This window comes from Polyangiaceae bacterium, from assembly GCA_015075635.1.
Lineage (GTDB): Bacteria > Myxococcota_A > Polyangia > Polyangiales > Polyangiaceae > JADJKB01.
In genome coordinates, this window is sequence record JABTUA010000003.1 from 1,764,922 (window position 1) to 1,780,763 (window position 15,842).

17 protein-coding genes and 1 pseudogene are annotated in these 15,842 nt (G+C 70.0%); 7 read left to right on the top strand and 11 right to left on the bottom strand.

All coding sequences use genetic code 11. The features are described 5' to 3' along the window. Positions 1–31: 31 nt before the first annotated feature. Positions 32–229, top strand: coding sequence for a hypothetical protein (locus tag HS104_38520; GenBank protein ID MBE7485855.1), 198 nt, complete (start codon positions 32–34; stop codon positions 227–229). Here HS104_38520 and hflX read toward each other — a convergent pair. The 3 genes from hflX to HS104_38535 form a co-directional block, all read right to left on the bottom strand. After that, positions 217–1,575: a GTPase HflX gene (gene hflX, locus HS104_38525; protein MBE7485856.1), complete on the bottom strand. Its 1,359-nt coding sequence runs from the start codon at positions 1,573–1,575 to the stop codon at positions 217–219. The two genes, HS104_38520 and hflX, sit on opposite strands and share 13 nt — an antisense overlap. A 4-nt stretch (positions 1,576–1,579) precedes the next feature. Then, positions 1,580–2,029 carry a CBS domain-containing protein gene (locus HS104_38530; GenBank protein MBE7485857.1) on the bottom strand — a complete coding sequence of 150 codons (450 nt, stop codon included), beginning with the start codon at positions 2,027–2,029 and terminating at the stop codon, positions 1,580–1,582. Between the two features lie 444 nt (positions 2,030–2,473). After that, the gene (locus tag HS104_38535; GenBank protein MBE7485858.1) at positions 2,474–2,656 is read right to left on the bottom strand and encodes a hypothetical protein; all 183 of its coding nucleotides are present in this window, start codon (positions 2,654–2,656) and stop codon (positions 2,474–2,476) included. 5 nt (positions 2,657–2,661) lie between these two features. Between HS104_38535 and HS104_38540 the strand changes: the two genes are divergently transcribed. Continuing rightward, a complete protein-coding gene (locus HS104_38540) occupies positions 2,662–3,573 on the top strand; it encodes a TIGR03790 family protein (protein ID MBE7485859.1) in 912 nt (303 codons plus the stop codon). On the opposite strand, the gene HS104_38545 is transcribed toward HS104_38540, so the two are convergent. Beyond that, positions 3,574–4,113, bottom strand: a complete 540-nt coding sequence (locus tag HS104_38545) for a hypothetical protein (protein MBE7485860.1) — start codon at positions 4,111–4,113, stop codon at positions 3,574–3,576. It lies immediately after the preceding gene. Between the two features lie 97 nt (positions 4,114–4,210). Continuing rightward, a complete protein-coding gene (locus HS104_38550; GenBank protein ID MBE7485861.1) occupies positions 4,211–5,455 on the bottom strand; it encodes an aminotransferase class I/II-fold pyridoxal phosphate-dependent enzyme in 1,245 nt (414 codons plus the stop codon). Between the two features lie 273 nt (positions 5,456–5,728). Between HS104_38550 and HS104_38555 the strand changes: the two are divergent. Then, positions 5,729–5,920 (top strand): annotated as a pseudogene (locus HS104_38555) (peptidoglycan-binding protein). A 755-nt stretch (positions 5,921–6,675) separates the two neighbouring features. Continuing rightward, the gene (locus HS104_38560) at positions 6,676–7,323 is read left to right on the top strand and encodes a hypothetical protein (protein MBE7485862.1); all 648 of its coding nucleotides are present in this window, start codon (positions 6,676–6,678) and stop codon (positions 7,321–7,323) included. Positions 7,324–7,326: 3 nt separating this feature from the next. Here HS104_38560 and HS104_38565 read toward each other — a convergent pair whose 3' ends face one another. Both HS104_38565 and HS104_38570 read right to left on the bottom strand, forming a co-directional pair. After that, on the bottom strand, positions 7,327–8,196 hold the full coding sequence (locus tag HS104_38565) for a class I SAM-dependent methyltransferase (protein MBE7485863.1): 870 nt from the start codon (positions 8,194–8,196) through the stop codon (positions 7,327–7,329). Between the two features lie 50 nt (positions 8,197–8,246). Next, positions 8,247–10,208 (bottom strand): beta-propeller domain-containing protein, encoded by a 1,962-nt coding sequence (locus HS104_38570; GenBank protein ID MBE7485864.1) that lies wholly within the window; start codon positions 10,206–10,208, stop codon positions 8,247–8,249. Between the two features lie 101 nt (positions 10,209–10,309). Between HS104_38570 and HS104_38575 the strand changes: the two genes are divergently transcribed. After that, positions 10,310–10,972 carry a hypothetical protein gene (locus HS104_38575; protein ID MBE7485865.1) on the top strand — a complete coding sequence of 221 codons (663 nt, stop codon included), beginning with the start codon at positions 10,310–10,312 and terminating at the stop codon, positions 10,970–10,972. A gap of 157 nt (positions 10,973–11,129) precedes the next feature. After that, complete coding sequence (locus tag HS104_38580; GenBank protein MBE7485866.1) at positions 11,130–12,092, top strand: hypothetical protein; 963 nt, start codon at positions 11,130–11,132, stop codon at positions 12,090–12,092. A gap of 12 nt (positions 12,093–12,104) precedes the next feature. On the opposite strand, the gene HS104_38585 is transcribed toward HS104_38580, so the two are convergent. Further along, a complete protein-coding gene (locus HS104_38585; GenBank protein MBE7485867.1) occupies positions 12,105–12,704 on the bottom strand; it encodes a hypothetical protein in 600 nt (199 codons plus the stop codon). A gap of 40 nt (positions 12,705–12,744) precedes the next feature. Continuing rightward, positions 12,745–13,434, bottom strand: a complete 690-nt coding sequence (locus HS104_38590) for an SDR family oxidoreductase (GenBank protein ID MBE7485868.1) — start codon at positions 13,432–13,434, stop codon at positions 12,745–12,747. A gap of 190 nt (positions 13,435–13,624) precedes the next feature. Between HS104_38590 and HS104_38595 the strand changes: the two genes are divergently transcribed. Next, positions 13,625–13,783, top strand: coding sequence for a hypothetical protein (locus HS104_38595; GenBank protein ID MBE7485869.1), 159 nt, complete (start codon positions 13,625–13,627; stop codon positions 13,781–13,783). Here HS104_38595 and HS104_38600 read toward each other — a convergent pair. After that, on the bottom strand, positions 13,764–14,408 hold the full coding sequence (locus HS104_38600) for an SAM-dependent methyltransferase (GenBank protein MBE7485870.1): 645 nt from the start codon (positions 14,406–14,408) through the stop codon (positions 13,764–13,766). The genes HS104_38595 and HS104_38600 overlap by 20 nt on opposite strands. A gap of 3 nt (positions 14,409–14,411) precedes the next feature. Further along, positions 14,412–15,749 (bottom strand): cytochrome P450, encoded by a 1,338-nt coding sequence (locus HS104_38605; protein ID MBE7485871.1) that lies wholly within the window; start codon positions 15,747–15,749, stop codon positions 14,412–14,414. Positions 15,750–15,842: the final 93 nt, after the last annotated feature.

Consider the following 15,842-nt stretch of genomic DNA (forward strand, 5'->3'; position numbering starts at 1 on the left):
GCGCCGCTCGCGGGAGTATGGGAACCGCGCCGTGACCTGCGGAGCCAAAGCAGTCCTGATCGTGACGCGCAGCGTGACGGGGACGACCACCAACGTGGCGCAGAGTCGCACCGAGCTCCGCTGCGACAAGCCCGAACGTCACGACGGGGCGCACGCCGACTCGGCGCACGGCGAGGAGTGGACCGCCGAGCCCGGCAAAGTTGCCACGCTGCTGCGTCACGAAGGCTGAGCGCCCAGCTCGTCTCTGAGCCGCGCCAGCGTCTGTTCGTCGGTGCGCAGGCGCACGCTGACGCCGTCTTCGCCGTAGCGCTCCTCGAGCACGCGCCCCGAGTCGTGCATCTCGGACACCAGCCGCTGTTTGCCCCACGGCACGAACAGCTCGGCCTCCAGGTAGCTCGCCTCGAAGAAGGCGATGATCTGGTCGCGCAGCTGGGCGACGTCGGCCGGAGCGTGGGCCGACACGAACCAAGCGTCCGGCAGGCGCGCCCGGAGCTCGGCCAGCTCCTCGGTCGCGAGCTTGTCGATCTTGTTCATGACCAGGCGCGCGGGCAGACCCTCCGCGCCGATCTCCGCCAGCACGCTCCGCGTCACCTCGAGCTGGCTCTCCCAGCTCGGATCCGCGGCGTCCACGACGTGGAGCAGGAGCGACGCCTCCAGGGCTTCGTCGAGCGTGGACTTGAAGCTGGCAACCAGGTCGTGGGGCAGCTTCTTGATGAAGCCGACGGTGTCGCTGACCAAGATGCGCGGCTTCGCCTCCGGCTGGAGGGCCCGCACCGTCGTGTCGAGCGTCGCGAAGAGCTTGTCCTCGACGTAGACTTGGCTCGCGGTGAGCGCGCGCATCAGCGAGCTCTTGCCGGCGTTGGTGTAGCCGACGAGGGCAACGCGCCGCGCTTCACGGCGGTGAGCGCGTCGCACGCCCTGCTCCCGCTGGATCGAGGCGAGCTCCGTCCTGAGCTCGGCGATGCGGTCGCGGATCTTGCGCCGGTCCAGCTCCAGGGCGGCCTCGCCGGCGCCGCGCCCGGCCTGGCGCTCCTTGCCACCCGGTGACTCGCGCAGGCGCGGCGCCGTGTACGTCAGGCGCGCGATCTCCACCTGCAGGCGCGCCTCCCGGCTCTTGGCGTGGCGATGGAAGATCTCGATGATCACCCCGGTGCGATCGAGCACGGTCGTGCCGGTCGCGCGCTCCAGATTGCGGGCTTGGCTGGGCGAGATGTCGTGATCGACCGCGACCAGGTCGATCGCGGCCTCCGAGGGCTCTTCCTCGCCCTCTGGCTCGGCCGCCTCGTCTCCCTGCTCCCAGCCCCGTCGCGCCTTGCTCTTCTTCTTGATCGGCAGGGGTAGGCTGCTCTTGCCGCTGCCGCCCGTGAGCTCGGCCAGCTCGGCGAGCTTGCCCTCGCCGAGCACGGCGGCGGGAGCGAGATTGTCGCGCGTCTGCGTCACGCGATCGATGACGTCGTAGCCCAGCGTCTTGACCAGCCGTCTGAGCTCGGAGAGGCTCGCGTCGAGCTCCGCCTCGCTCACGTCGGGGAGCTTGACCGCAATCAGGACCGCGGTGGGACGCTTGCCCGACGCCATCTGGCTAGCGGTTTTCGCGCAACACGTCGCGCAGCGCCCGCACCAGGTCGAGCGCGGTGACGATGCCCACGACGGCGCCGTGCTCGGTGACCACGATGCGGTGGATGCGGCCGCGCACCATGGTGTCCGCCGCCTCGTCCACCGGCGTGTCGGCCGCGGCCTGGAAGACCACCGGGGTCATCACGTCACCCACCACCTGGGTCGGTCCGCCTTCGACCATCAGCGTGCGCAGCTCCTCTTCGCCCAGGGGTCGGTCGAGCGAGGTGGCGAAGTATCCGCCCTCGGTGGTCTCGCTCGTGTCCTCGGAGCGCAAGACGTCGGTGGCAGAGACCACGCCCACCAGCTTGCCGGTCTGATCGACCACGGGGGCCCCGCTGATGCCGTGCTCGAGCAGGAACGTCTTCAGCTCCGCCAGCGTCCAGTCGGCTCCCGCCGTCAACACCTTGCGCGTCATCACTTCTCGGACCAGCACCGCGTACCTCGTTCTCTTCGGGCCCGGTGGCCCGTTCAGGGGGCGGGAGCATACTCATCGGCAGGCGATGTGCGAGGGGAATGCTCGGCTGGCCGTCAGAACGGGCGTTCGCCGACAAAAGGGCTGCCGCCGTGCTATTTTCCGGAGCGTGACGCGCGCGCGGGGCCTCGCTCTTCTCTGTCTGTGGCTCGCACCCACGGCGTGCAGCTCGGAGGACGCCGCCTCGAGCGCGATCCCGGACGCCGGCAGTGACGCCTCGCCGGACGTCGCCACCGAGGCGACGACCGACGCGGCCGACGCGGGCGAAGAGGCAGCGAGCGAAGCCAGCACGCCCAAGGTGATGCTGCCGAAGACCGGGCTCTCCGCGGCAGAGCTCGGCGTGCTCGTCAACGACGCCGACCCTCAGTCCAAGGAGGTCGCCGACTACTACGTCGCCGCCCGCAAGATCCCGGCGGCAAACGTGGTGAAGCTGACGTTCCCGGTGAACGACGTGATGAGCGAGGCCGATTTCGCCACGGCGAGGGCCTCGGTGGACGCGGCGCTGGGACCCAAGATCCAGGGGTTGGTCGTGACCTGGACCAAGCCGTACCGAGTCGCCTGTATGAGCACGACCAGTGCGTTCGCGCTCGGCTTTCGACAACAAGTACTGCAACACCACCGGCGGCGCCTGCGGACCCACGGCCAGCGTGGCCAGCCACGACTCCGACACCACGGCCCCCTTCACCGACCACGGCATTCGGCCGACGATGATGCTGGTCGGCAAGGACGCCGCGACGGCCAAGGCGCTGGTCGACCGCGGAGTCGCCGCGGACGATACCTTCCCGACCGGCGAGGGCTGGCTGATCAGGACCACCGACACGGCGCGCAGCGTACGCTGGCCGGCCTTCGTGACGCTCACCTCGGAGTGGACCGATCCGAGCGTGATGAAGCTCACGTACGTGGACAACTCGAAGGGCACCGGCTCCAACGAGATCGAGAGCCAGAAGGACGTGCTCTTCTACTTCACCGGCCTGGCCAGCGTGCCGAAGATCGAGACCAACGGTTATCGCCCGGGCGCCATCGCCGATCACCTGACGAGCTACGGCGGGCAGGTGCCGACCAGCGGGCAGATGAGCATCGCGAAGTGGATCGAGGTCGGAGTCACCGGCAGCTTCGGCACCGTGGTCGAGCCCTGCAACTACCAGAGCAAGTTCCCGGATCCCCGCGTCGTCGTGCCGCGCTACTACCGCGGGGAGACGCTGCTCGAGGCCTACTGGAAGAGCGTCGCCGCGCCCGGCGAGGGCCTGTTCGTCGGCGAGCCCTTGGCGCGACCTTGGGGGGCGGAGATCGTCAGCTACGCCGGCGGCACCCTGAGCATCCAGACCACGCACCTCGATCCGGCGAAGAGCTACCAGATCGAGCGCGCGGACGCCGAGAGCGGCCCGTTCACGCTGGTGCAAGGCGGCATCACGGTGCCGAACCACCAGCGCGTCACGCTCACCGTCGCGCCGGCGGACGCGCCCGTCTATCGACTGTCCGTCGAGTGATCACCATCGCCCGGCGTGTACGACGGCGTACTCGATGTCGAGCTCGGGAGCGGGAGGCGCCGGCGTCGTGTCGGCCTCGGCGCGTGCCGGTAGGACTTGGGACGAGCGGCGCTCCTCGGCCTCCAAGGTGAGCGCCCACTCGGCGGCGAGCCGCTCGAGCAGCTGCGCCGCACGCCGCACGCCGCAGGGCAGGGAGACCGCCGCCACGCCGACCAGGCCCGCGGGGGATTGGATCGGCACGACCAGGAGCTCGTGGCAGCCGAACGCCAGGGCCAGCTTGGGTGGAGTGGGGCGCACCACCATGGCGTCCACTTCCTGGAGCCAGGCCATCAGCACGGCTTCCTTCACGTCGCCGAGCTCGACCGGAGAGCCCGCGACGGCCAGCTTGGCGACCTTGCCGGTCAGGTCGAGGACTGCGCCGACCTCGCTGCCGACCGTGTACCGGGCCCGCTCGGCGAGGGCGAGCAGGCCGGACTCGGCCGCGCTCGGGTAAACGCCGCTGTCGAGCTCCGGCTCGAAGTAGAAGTTCTGTTCGTCCATGGGACGCCCCGCGCGACAAAAAGCCGAGATCGCCGGGCCGGGCCAAGGTTCGGACGAAAAAGACTGGGTGGGTGTGGGAGGCCATCCCACAGCGCGGCTAGGACAGACCGCGCAGCGCCTCGCCGATGCGCGGCAGCGCGTCCTGGATGTCGCGCAGCGACGCGGCGCCCACGCTGAGCCGGAACCAGCCGTCGTCGTCCGGGTAGCCGAATGCCTGGAACGGCACCACGCCGACGCCCGCACGGTCGAGCAGGAGCTTGCGCACGTCCTCGTTGCTGCCGACGAGCTTGCCGTCCGTCGTCTTCTTGCCGAACGGGGCCACGCGCACCGTGAGGTAGATGGCTCCTTCCGGCGACAAGCTGTCCACCGGCAGGCCCTGGGCCTTCAGGGCTTGGAAGCCTTCGTGCAGCGCCGAGAGTCGGCTGACGATGCCGCGCTTGAGCTCGCCCACGTAGGCGTGGATGCCGGCCGAGTCATCCAGGAGCTTGGCCGTCGCGACCTGCTCGGCGCGCGGCGCCCAGGCCCCGACGTGCCCCAGGATGGAGCTCATGCGGTCGATGACGTCCACCGGGCCCACCGCCCAGCCCACGCGCACGCCGGTAGCGGCGAAGGCCTTGCTGATGCCGTCCACGAAGATGGTGTAGCGGGCCATCTCCGGCAGGATGCCCGGCGGCGAGACGTGGCTCGTGCCGTCCGCGGTGAGCATCCAGTAAATCTGGTCGTACATCAGGAAGACGGGACGCTTCCCGCTCCGCTCGCGCGCGTGGTTCTCGGTCAAAATCGCCTCGGAGATGCCGGCGAGCATCTCGTGGCTCATCGCGGTGCCGGTGGGGTTCAGCGGCGAGTTGAGGCACAGCAAGCGCGCCTCGCCCAGGCTCGCCAGGATGCTCTCGCGGGTCGGCAGGAAGCGCGTCTCCGGACCGCACTTCACCGGCACGCCACGGGCGCCGGCCATGTGGATGTAGTGGTTGTTGTTCCAGCTCGGCAGCGGGAACACGACCACGTCCCCGGGATCGACCAGCGTGCGGTACACGCCGTAGATGACGGGGCGCGCTCCGCCGCAGATCAGGATCGACTCGACGGGCACCTTCAGCCCGAGCTCGCGCTCGTAGAAGCGCTGCACGGCGGCGCGCAGCTCGGGCATGCCGTTCGACGGCGGGTAGTTGGTCTCGTGCGCGTCGTAGGCGGCGACGATGCCCTTCTGGAGCGCCTCTGGGATCTGGAACTGCTTCGGATCGAAGTCGCCGACGGTCAGGTTGCAGATCTTCTGCCCCTTGGCCACGAGGGCGCGGATGTCGGCCGCGATCTTCAGGATCTCCGACCCGACGATGCCCGCGGCCATGCTGGAGACACGCGGCGCGCCTTCGACGGGACGGACGAACTGAGTGAGGTCGGTCGTCATTTTCGGGAGACTGCCACGGGTCCGGTCCGACGCACGTGACAAAGCGCATCTCGCGGTGCGTCAGGGACGACGCGCGCGCAGCGCGTGCGCGGTCCGGATTGCGGCGCTCGGTGGGCTGACGGATGATGGTCGCCGATGCGGCTCCGTGCGGCGTTCCTGTGTGTGGTCCTGGCGAGCGCCTGCGGTCAGAGCTCGGACCCCGACAGCACGCCAGGCGGTGGCGGTGGAGGAGGAGCGGCTGCGGTGGGCGGCGGCGCAGGGGGTAGCGCGGGCGCAGGTGGCGGCGCTGGCGCAAGTGGCAGCGCCGGGGCGGGGGGCAGCGCTGGCGCAAGTGGCAGCGGCGGGGCGGGTGGCAGCGCGGGCGCCGGTGGCAGCGCGGGCGCGGGTGGCAGCGCGGGCGCGGGCGCCACGGACGCCGGTGACGCGGGCACGCTGCCGCTGCCCGGCTTCGGCAGCATCCTCGGCGACTGCGGCCCGGTCGACGCCACGGAGATCCTCTCCGCAAGCGCGTTCAGCTTCGACAATTCGCTCGACTTCGGCACCGCCACCTTCGACGACACCGCGCTCTCACCCGGAGGGAAGAAGATCTTCGACGCCGGCAACCTCGGCGGCAGCTCGCTCCACTCCGAGATCTTCAGTTACGAGGTGCTGTACCGCTGCGAGCTCGCCACCTTGCTCAAGACCGAGGCGGAGGTCGAGTACGTGGACACGGGTGGCAAGAAGACGGACCTCTTGGTCGAGATCGACGGCTACAAGCTCGGCGTCAGCGTCACCCGTGCGTTCATCTATCCGCCCGGCACGCCGTACACGGTGAGCGTTGCCCAGGACCTGCTCGACAAGAAGCTCGGCGACATCCTGCTCAGCAACCAGAACGTGAAGCCGATCGACGCCTGGAAGAAGCAGATCCTGCACATTCTGGCCTGGGACAAGCAGCACCGGGACGCCCTGGCGCAGGCCTACCCGCTCGTTCCGGCGTCCACCCGGGCCGACACCATCGTGATGGTCACGGTCACCGAGGGCAACGACGCCTTCGTGTATTAGGCTGACAAAAGGGCGCGCCGCCTGCCGATGCCCGAGCACTCTTCGCAGATCCTGCGCGCTCGGCCGCTGCAAACTCCCGGCTTTCGCGGCGTGGCACGCGCGATGCGTCAGCACCCGTCATGGCCCGCATCACCCTCGCCGCGCTCCTGGTCGCCGCGGGCGCCGTGGCGACGCTGCCCGGCGCGGCAGCTCCGCCCTGCGGCTCGTGGGAGATCGAGTACGCCCTGCGCGCGAACCTGAAGCTGACCGACACCCCGCTCGGTCAGGGTGACGGGGTCGTACGGATAGGCCCCGGACGTACGGTCCTGCGCTTCGGGGACCGCGGCGGGAGCCCCGGCGGCGCGGTCCAGATGCGACGCTACGAGATGCGCGATCACTTCACGGTCAAGACGCGCACGCTGTTCTGGAACACCGTGGTCGAGAACGACACCAAGACTCGCGCCACACCGGACGACAAAGGTGTCGCTGCCTCCGGGGTGATGAACAACCAGGAGCTCGTCTGGAGCACACCCGTGCGCGGCTACCGTGTGGACGGCAAGATCACCTGCACCGGCTCCCTGTGCGGCAAGTTCGGCGCGCCTCCGGCCGGCACCACGGAGATCCACATCGGTCCGAACCCGGTGCAGTTCAGCTCCTTCGGCTTCAGCCCGGACCTGAAGCGGCTGACCATGCCCTTCACCTTCGTCACCAAGACCAAGATGCCCAAGCAGACCTCGTACGTGGAGCTCAAGGGCAACGAGGTGCGTCGGACCTGTCTGCCTCCGTAGCCCTCAACGTGCTCGCGCCGAAACCAGCCAGCTGCTCGAGCGTCCGAACACGCCGTCCGGGCGCGCGAGCGGTGCCAGCACTTCTCTCAGGGCCTGCTCCACCTCCGGCCGGCGACGCTCGCCTTCCGCGCCTGCGAGCCGCAGGATCTCGCCGGCGGGACCCAGGGCCATGGCGAACTCGAGGGCGTGGTCCAGGTCCTTGCCGATCGAGATCTCGGAGTCGAAGCGCTCGAACGTCATGCGATCGAAGCCCGCCGCCTCGAGCTCGGCGCTGACGACGTTCGGCTCCGCCATCGAGAACGGACCCGGACCGCAGGTGACCTGATCGCCCTTGTCGGGGTGCGGGATGAGCTCGAGCAAACGCTGCTCGACGTCGTAGAAGAAGGGGTTGTCCACCTTGCGCCGCCAGACCACCATGCTGAGCAGCCCGCCGGGGGCGAGCGAACGCCGGATGTTGCGGAACGCCGCCACGGGGCTGGCGAAGAACATCGTGCCGAAGCGCGCGAACGCCTGATCGTAGGGGCCGCCCAGATCGGATGCCTGCACGTCCGCCACCAGGAAGCGCGCGTTCTTCACGCCCGCGCCCTCCGCCTCTTTCCGCGCGCCCTCGATGAAGCGCTCGGCGGCGTCCACACCCACGGCTTCGCCGCTCGGGCCGACTTGCCGCGCGATGACCTGCGTCGTGTCGCCGAAGCCGCAGCCGACGTCCAGCACCCGCGAGCCGACCCGCGGCGGATGGCGCTCGAGCACGGCGTCTCCGTGGGACCCGAGCCCCCGGGTCAAGAGCTCGCGGAAGCGCACGAACTTGTCGAACAGCACGGTATTCCATGCCTCGACGGCCTCCAGGTTCTCCTGATCCACGTTGACGGCCATGCTGCCCCTCTGGGCGGAGCATAACGAAGGAGAGCCGCCAAGCGAAGCGGCTAGCGCGCGATCTGCGCACGCCGGGGCGCGAAGCTCACCCGCCGGGTCTCCTTGATGCGGCTGCCGTCGAGCTCGCCTTCGACGATCTCGTAGCCGAGCAGGGCGAACAGGCGACCCTTGAAGAACAGCGGGCGCGCGTTGCCGTACCAGTCCACGCAGGAGGCGCGGCAGCCGTCGTCGGCGCTGCCTTCGGGCCGAGCGCCCAGCGTGCCGAGCTCGGTGAACCGCAAGAGGTCGTTGCGTAGGAACAGCACCGACGCCGAATTCTGGAACAGGTGCTCGTAGCCGGGGCGGCCGGCCTCGGCCACGGGCAGGCCGATCAGCCCCGATTTTTCGTCGAGCGGCTTGTAGAAGAAGCCGTGGCTCCGGAGCTCGCCCTGTGAGGCGTTCTTGCGCGTGTAGCGCTGGGCCACGCTCGGGCGCTGGCCGAGGGCGATGGGTGAGAAGTGCAGGTCCTTGCCGTCGGTGCCGACGACCAGCGCGTCGGCGCCCAGCGCCTCGATGCGATCGACGCCGTGGGTGAGCGGGAGCTTCGCGGGCTCGGCGCCGCCGGAGTAGCGGTAGGCGACCAGACCGCCGCGCTCCTTCTCCTCGGGCGCGCCCCAGCCGCTGCCCGTGCCGTAGAGCACGTATTTGCCGACGAAGCGGTTCTGGAAGGTGTAGCCGGCGGGCTTGGGCAGCTGGCGGTAGTGCGAGGCGGGGACTTTGTCCGCGCCGTCGGAGAAGCTCGTGAGGCGCACGCGCATCAAGGCGATGTCGCCGCCGCTGACCTCCGCGTTCCACATGCCGTCGCCCGCAGCCTCGGCGCGTACCAGCACGTTCAGAAAACCCTCGGTGTCTTCCAAGAACGAGAACTGATCGACCGGGCTACCCGCGGTCTGGAGCGCCGACGGGCTCGAGCCGTCGAGCGGCATTCGGTACACGAACGAGCGCGGCAGTGAGCGGTCGTCGAGCTGTTCGTAGTCGGTGACCCAGACGAACACCGAGCCGGGGGACACGTAGAACACGCGCCCCGCCGGGCCGAGCACCGCCGTGGCGTCGCACGAGAGCTCGCGTTTGCCGAGATCGCAGACCGTGACGGTGTGCAGCGTGAGCGACGAAGCCTTCTGGATCGGCCGGTAGATGCGCGTCGCCGAGGCGATGCGCTGGAAGTCGGTGTCCTTCACCCCCTTCTTCCACTTGCGCAGGGCAGGGAAGGAGCGGAACGGATCCTCGTCGCCGACGGACAAGTAGAGCGGGGTGTAGAAGATCAGCTTGTCGCCGATCAGGCGGCTCGCGTAGTTGCGCGAGGAGTAATAGTCGTTCGAGCGCAGGTGATAGGTTGCGCGATACTTCAGCCGCCCGGAGTCGCTGATGTCGAACAGACCGAGCTCCGTTCCGCCGCGGTCGTAGCTGTAGCCGACCACCACGACGGTGTTCGCGCCGATCAGCATCTCGTCGTACCAGGTGCCGCCTGGGTCGATGTCCGGCGCGAAGGCGTCCACCGCCGAGACCGGCGTCAGGTCCGAAGTGCGGACCGTGAACAGCCGGCCGCGCCGCAGCACCACCAGGTGATCGCCGTGCAGCTTCACGATGCCGCCCTCGTCCACCCCGGCGTGCTGGGTGTTCGTGACCGACTCGTCGCTCTTGGCAGACGACGCGGTGTCTGCCGCGGCGCTGGGCTCGGGTGCGGGGGCCGCTTGCGCGGCGGGGGCCTCGGCTTCGGCGCCGGCGTAGGCGGAGCCCGGCTGCGCGGTGTGGGCCTGCGCCTTTCGCGCCTTGGCCATGTCCTTCAAGAACTTGGACAGCTCCGCCTCGGAGCCGAAGGCCGTCAGGGTCTTCCTCGAGTGGTGCTGGATGACCTTCGCGAGCGGGTCGCCATCGGTGGACTTGCGGCAGGCCGGCCCGAGGGCGGCGCCGAGGCCGAGGGTGGCGACGGCCAGGATTTTCGGGAGCTTGGCGGAGAAGCGGGCGAACGGCATGGGAGGTCCTCGCCGGGTCGAACGGCCGGCGAGGGAGGCCCCTTACACGGCGTTTCTCTTTGACCAGCCCAGTAGGTCGGGGGGACGCTCGATTGGCAAGGATGAACCGCGCTTTCGTGCTCGTGCTCGCCCTCCTGACGCTGTGCTCCGCGTGCACGCCGGAGATGCGGGGCAAGCGTTTGCTCGGCAAGTACGAGAAGGTCTTCGCCACCTGCCGCAAGCTCACCGAGGAGGCCAAGCTCCTGCCCGGCCAGCACTCGTGCACGAAGGTGGCGAGCCTGGCAGTCGAGAGCTCGCTGCGCGACACCGGCCTGGAAGAGGCCAAGTGGCGAACCATGCTCACGGCCTGGCTCAGCGAAACGGGCTTCACCCCCTACTACGTGAGCTCGTCCGAGGCAGCTGCCGACTCCGCGCTCGCCGTGCTGCCGGCCGCGGCCGCTGCGCCCGCCGAGTCTGCCGCGCCGACCAGCACGCCGCGGACGCAGCGCGCGCCCGAGAAGCTCGACGCGGGTCTCCTGGCCAAGCCAGCGGACGCCGGCGGAGGGAAGCCGATGGAGGCAGCGAGCGGCGACTCGGCCGACGCCGGCGCGAGCCCGAAGAAGAAGCCCGCCTACGGGGTCGGCAGCAAGGTGCAGGTGCTCTGGGGCGCCAAGTGGTGGCCCGCCACCGTGCTTCAGGTGAAGGACGACAAGTACCTGATCCACTACGACGGCTGGGCCAGCTCTTGGGACGAGTGGGTGACCACGGCCAGGATGAGACGTTGACGCCGAACCGCCGCGCGACCACTGGCGTGACGGATTCCTGACACGAGTGCGAAGCAACGTTCGCGCGCTCGGCCTGGCGCGGGAGTTGCTCCCGCCGGAGCGAGCCTAGACGAACTCGCCGCCGTCGCGTTTTTGCGCTAGGGGGTGAGCTTCGTCGATGAACTCCGCCACCCTGACCCAGACCGGAGACCTGGCGAGCGAGCTCTTAGCGCTCTTGCGCGAGACGGATCCCGCGCTGCTCACGGACACGGTGACCGAGCGCGCGAGGGAACGCTGGTCGCGCATCCGTGCCAGCGTCGAGGAGCTGGCGGACGAACCCGCCGCTCCGCCGCCCATCACCGAGTCCTTGGCGACGCTGCGCGAGCTGATGCAGGAGGCGGAGGCGCCGAGCAGCGAGTCGGCCAGCTACTGGCTGTCGTTGCGCCCGCACTTGATGGCGACCTACGAGCGCCTGGCGGGTGAGCTCCGGCGCCGCTCGGTGCGCGCGCCCACGCTGCGTCCGACCAACTGGGCCCGCATCGGCTTCCACGTCAGCTCGGCGCTCGGCGCGCTGCTCCTGCTCGAGGTGTTCCTGAGTCGTACCGGTACGCTCTGGGCGACAGGGGCCTTCGCCGCCTACTGCTGGGTGATGGAGACCGGGCGCGCCTTCAGCAAGCGCTGGAACGACCGGCTGATGCGCGTGCGCTTCTTCCAGCTCATCATCCATCCGCACGAGCACCACCACGTCAATTCGGCGACCTGGTACGGGACCGCGCTGGTCATCCTGGCGGTGGTGAGCCCACCGTTCGCTTCGGCCGCGGCCCTGGCGGTGCTCGGCATCGGCGATCCTGCCGCGGGCCTGGTCGGCCGGCGCTGGGGCCGCCGGCCGCTGGCGGGGGGGCGCACCGTGGAGGGCACCTTGGCCTTCGCCGCGTTCGGCACGCTGGCGTCCTTCGCCGTGCTCTCGCTCTGGCACGGCGCGGCGGCGTGGCCGCTGCTCTTGCTGATTTCGGCAGCCGCGGGCGCCGCCGGCGCCGTCGCGGAGGCCGTCAGCGTCCGCATCGACGACAACCTGTCCGTGCCGCTCGCGGCCGCCCTCGCGGCTGGCCTCGCCGGGCTGGCGCTGGGTGTTCAGATCTGATCTGGGCGAGCATCACTGCTCGAAGCAGTACAGATGGCGGAATACGGCACAGTCCTGCGCGCCGGGCAGCGCCGACCACTTGAAGCCGTAGGCCGTGATCTCGCCGACGGTGGCCTGGCCGTCGCCGGACCAGTCGTTGCAGTCGTCGCCCGTCGCGGTGCCGTCGGCCGCCGTGCCGGTCCAGGCAGTGAGGCCGATCGTCGTCTGCTCCGAGTACTCGTCGTAGTCCAGGTTCGCCTTCAGTGAGCCCGAGGTCAGCCCGGTCCAGCCCGCGGCGATCACCGTGCCACTCACCGAGACGTAGTTGCCTTCGGCCCGCGTGAAGCGCGTGCTCGGTGAGGACGTGGAGTCGCTGAGCCACGCCATGTAGCTGCCCGAGAGGCCCGCCTCCGCCGCGCGCGTCGCGCACTGGGCGTCGGCCTTGGCGACGGAGCCGAAGTCCGAGGTGTATTCGGTGGAGGTCACGAAGGCGATCTTGGGCTTGGGCGCCGCTGCGTCGCCGCCGCTGCCGCCGATGCCTCCGTCGCCCACCACCGTTGCCGGAGGGCCGCTGCCGTCGCCGCCGCCGCAGCCCTGCAAGAGCCAGGCGAAGCAGAGCCAACCGAGGCGCATCGGTCTCAGTTTCCCGCCCGAGCCGGCTCGGTGCAAGCCTTCACCACGGAAAAGGCTGGCCGTCGTAGTTCAGGAAGCTGCCGCTCTCGGACACGCTGAGCTCGTCGAGGATGCGCAGCAAGCGCGCCGCGGACTCCTCCACGGGCATGGTCGCGCCGGACCCGCCCATGTCAGTCTTCACCCAGCCGGGGTTGACGGCCACGCAGGCGAAGCCCTCCGACCCGAGCGCGATCGCCAGGTTGCGCGTCGCCATGTTGAGGGCGGCCTTGGCCATGCGGTAGCCCCAGGCTCCGCCGCTGCCGTTGTCCGCGAGCGACGCCATCCCGGTCGAGACGTTCATGATCCGCTTGACCGAGCTCTGGCGAAGGCGTGGCAACAGCGCCCGTGTCACCCTCAGCGGGCCTAGAGCGTCAGTGGCGTAGGCGCTCTGCATGTCGTCGAAATCGAGTTCTTCGAGGGGTCGCAGCTTGCCGACCACGCCGGCGTTGTTGATCAAGGCGTCGATGGCGCCTGGGGCGACGCGTCGCTCCAGCCCGGCGACACTCTCGGCGCTGGCGACGTCGAGCTCGACGACCTCGACTCGGTCGGGGTGAGCGCTCCGTAGCGCTCCGAGCTTGGTCGATGTGTCGGGCGCGCGCGCCGACGCGACGACCTGGTCGCCGCGCTCGGCGAGCTGGCGTGCCAGCTCGAGGCCGATGCCTCGGCTCGTTCCGGTGACGAAGACCCGCATGGGCGGAGTCTCGCCGCGGGGCGCCGCCCGCGCAATTGCGTGCGCACCCGGGTCGGTCTGACCTTCGTGACACGGTGGGTGTGACCGGACACCCACGCGCGCGCCGGTCTCGCCCCCGAGAAACGCGGGGAAATCCCTGGGGCACGCTCCGGCACGGGCCGTGCTTCTACCACTCGGTGAGGCCATCCCCATGACCCCGCGTCGTACCCCGTCGAAGACCCCCTGGCTGGCTGCGCTCTCGGCCGCCGAGCTCAGAGCCGTGTTCGCCAGGGCCCGCGAGCGCGCCGGCAAGGCACGTCCGCGCCGCGCGAGCTCGGCAGAGCTCGCCCTCAAGTCGAACCGAGCGTGAGCAGTCGCGCGCGCGACGCACGCTTGGCGGAGCGCTCGACTCCGATGGCGTCGAGACCGTGCGCGTTGGCGACTGCCAGCATTGTGCCGATGCCGCAGAAGGGATCGACGACGGTGGTGCAGCTGGTGCTCGCGCGCAGGAAGCGGCACACCGCCGCGCAGGCCTCGACGCCCATGGCGCGCGGCCAGGGCATCTCGCCCAGGCGCGGCAGCACGTCGGCGCTGGAGCTCTTGGGGTCGAGGCGGAGGGTCTTCGAGAAGCAGGAAAGGTGCGCGTAGGCCGGGCGCCCGAAGGTGGTGGTGCCGGCGGGCGCGCGGCACACGATCTTGTGCCAGAGCAGCTCCACCTCCGCCAGCTCCGCGCCGCGCGCCACCAGGTAGCCTTTGTCCACCCAGACGCCCTCGCGCTTCACGTCGGTCTGGAAGAACACCGCCACCGAGTCGTCGGCGACCTGCCGCATCACCAGCGCCGCGGTCTCCACGAACCAGGCTCGCCAGCCCGCAAACCCCAGGCTCGGCAGCTCCGAGCTGTCGGGCATCGAGGTGACCACGGCGTGCGTCGCTGGGAGCCGCTCGCGGCGGAGCCACTCCACCCCGTCGCCATGAATCACGCCGCGCGCGGGCATCTCTCACCTCGACACGGGAAGGCGCGCGCGGAGTCGCATCGGGATGCCGTGCTTGGGCCTGAGGGTGATCGACGGCAGGAGCTCGAGCGGCGCGCCGGACGCGAGCTCCAGGTGGAAGCGCTGTGCGAACACCGCCAGAGTGAGCACGGCCTCCAGCATGGCGAAGTGATTGCCGATGCAGATGCGCGGACCGCCGCCGAAGGGGAAGTAGGCGAAGCGCGGCAGGCTCTTGGCACCGGCCTCGAGCCAACGCTCCGGATCGAACGCCTCCGGATCCGGGAACCAGCGAGCGTCGTGGTGTACCAGCCACTGGCAGAGCGCGAGCTGCGAGCCCTTCGGCAGGAGAAAACCTCGAAGCTCCAGATCCTCGAGCAGTTGGCGGCCGATGGCCCAGACCGGCGGCAGGAGCCGCATCGTCTCCTTCACGATGCGCGCGGTGAGCTCCAGCGCTTCGACGTCCGCGTAGGTGGGCGAGCGCCCGCCGAGCACGCGCTCGAGCTCGGCGTGCAGGCGTGCCTCGACCTCCGGGTGCTTCGAGAGCAAGTAGAAGGCGAACGAGAGCGCGATGGCGGTGGTCTCGTGCCCTGCCAGGAACAGCGTCACGCACTCGTCGCGGAGCTCGCGGTCGCTCATGCCGCCGCCCTGCTCGTCGCGCGCGCGGAGCAGCGTCGCCAGCACGTCGTCCCCGCCGCCGCTCGAGCCGCGGCGCGCGGCGATGATGCGGTATAGCACCTCGTCGATGCGCGCGATGGCCCGTCCCGCGCGCCGAGAGCCCGGCGTCGGCAACCAAGTCGGCAAGAGCAGCCCGGCCTCGAGGCTGGCGCCGAAGTCGCTCAGCACCTGCATCGCTTCGCCCACCACGCGGGCGTCGGCGCGCACGTCGGCGTCGAACAGGGTCTTGGCCACGACGTCCAGGGTGAGCCGCGTCATCTCCTCGTGGATGTCGAGCACCTGACCGTCGGACAGGGCGCGCGCCGCCTCGCCGGCGACCTCCGCCATGGTGTCGGCGTAGCCGCGGATCTTGGCCGGGGTGAAGGCGTGCGAGACCAGCTTGCGCTGCTTCTTCCAGTGCTCGCCCTCGCTGGTCACCAGGCCGTTGCCCAGGATCTTGCTCAGGTCCTGGGTGAACAGGTCCTTGTGCATGACCGCGTGATCGCGGACCAACACGCGCTCGATGTCGTCGGGGTGCACCACGATGTGGAGGTCGCGGCCGAGGATCTTCACTCTGAACAGGTCGCCGTGAAGCGCCGCCTGACGTTGCAGAAAGCCGAGCGTGTCCCGCGAGAATTCGATGGCGGAGCCGACGAACGGCAGGCCTCTGGCTCGGGGGACTCGGCGCACGGCCAGGAGGCTGCTCGAACGATTCGCAGGCAACAACACCGCGCAGCTGCTCGGCCGAAATCCTGCTGGATGCAGGCCGAAGTGCGGAACGCG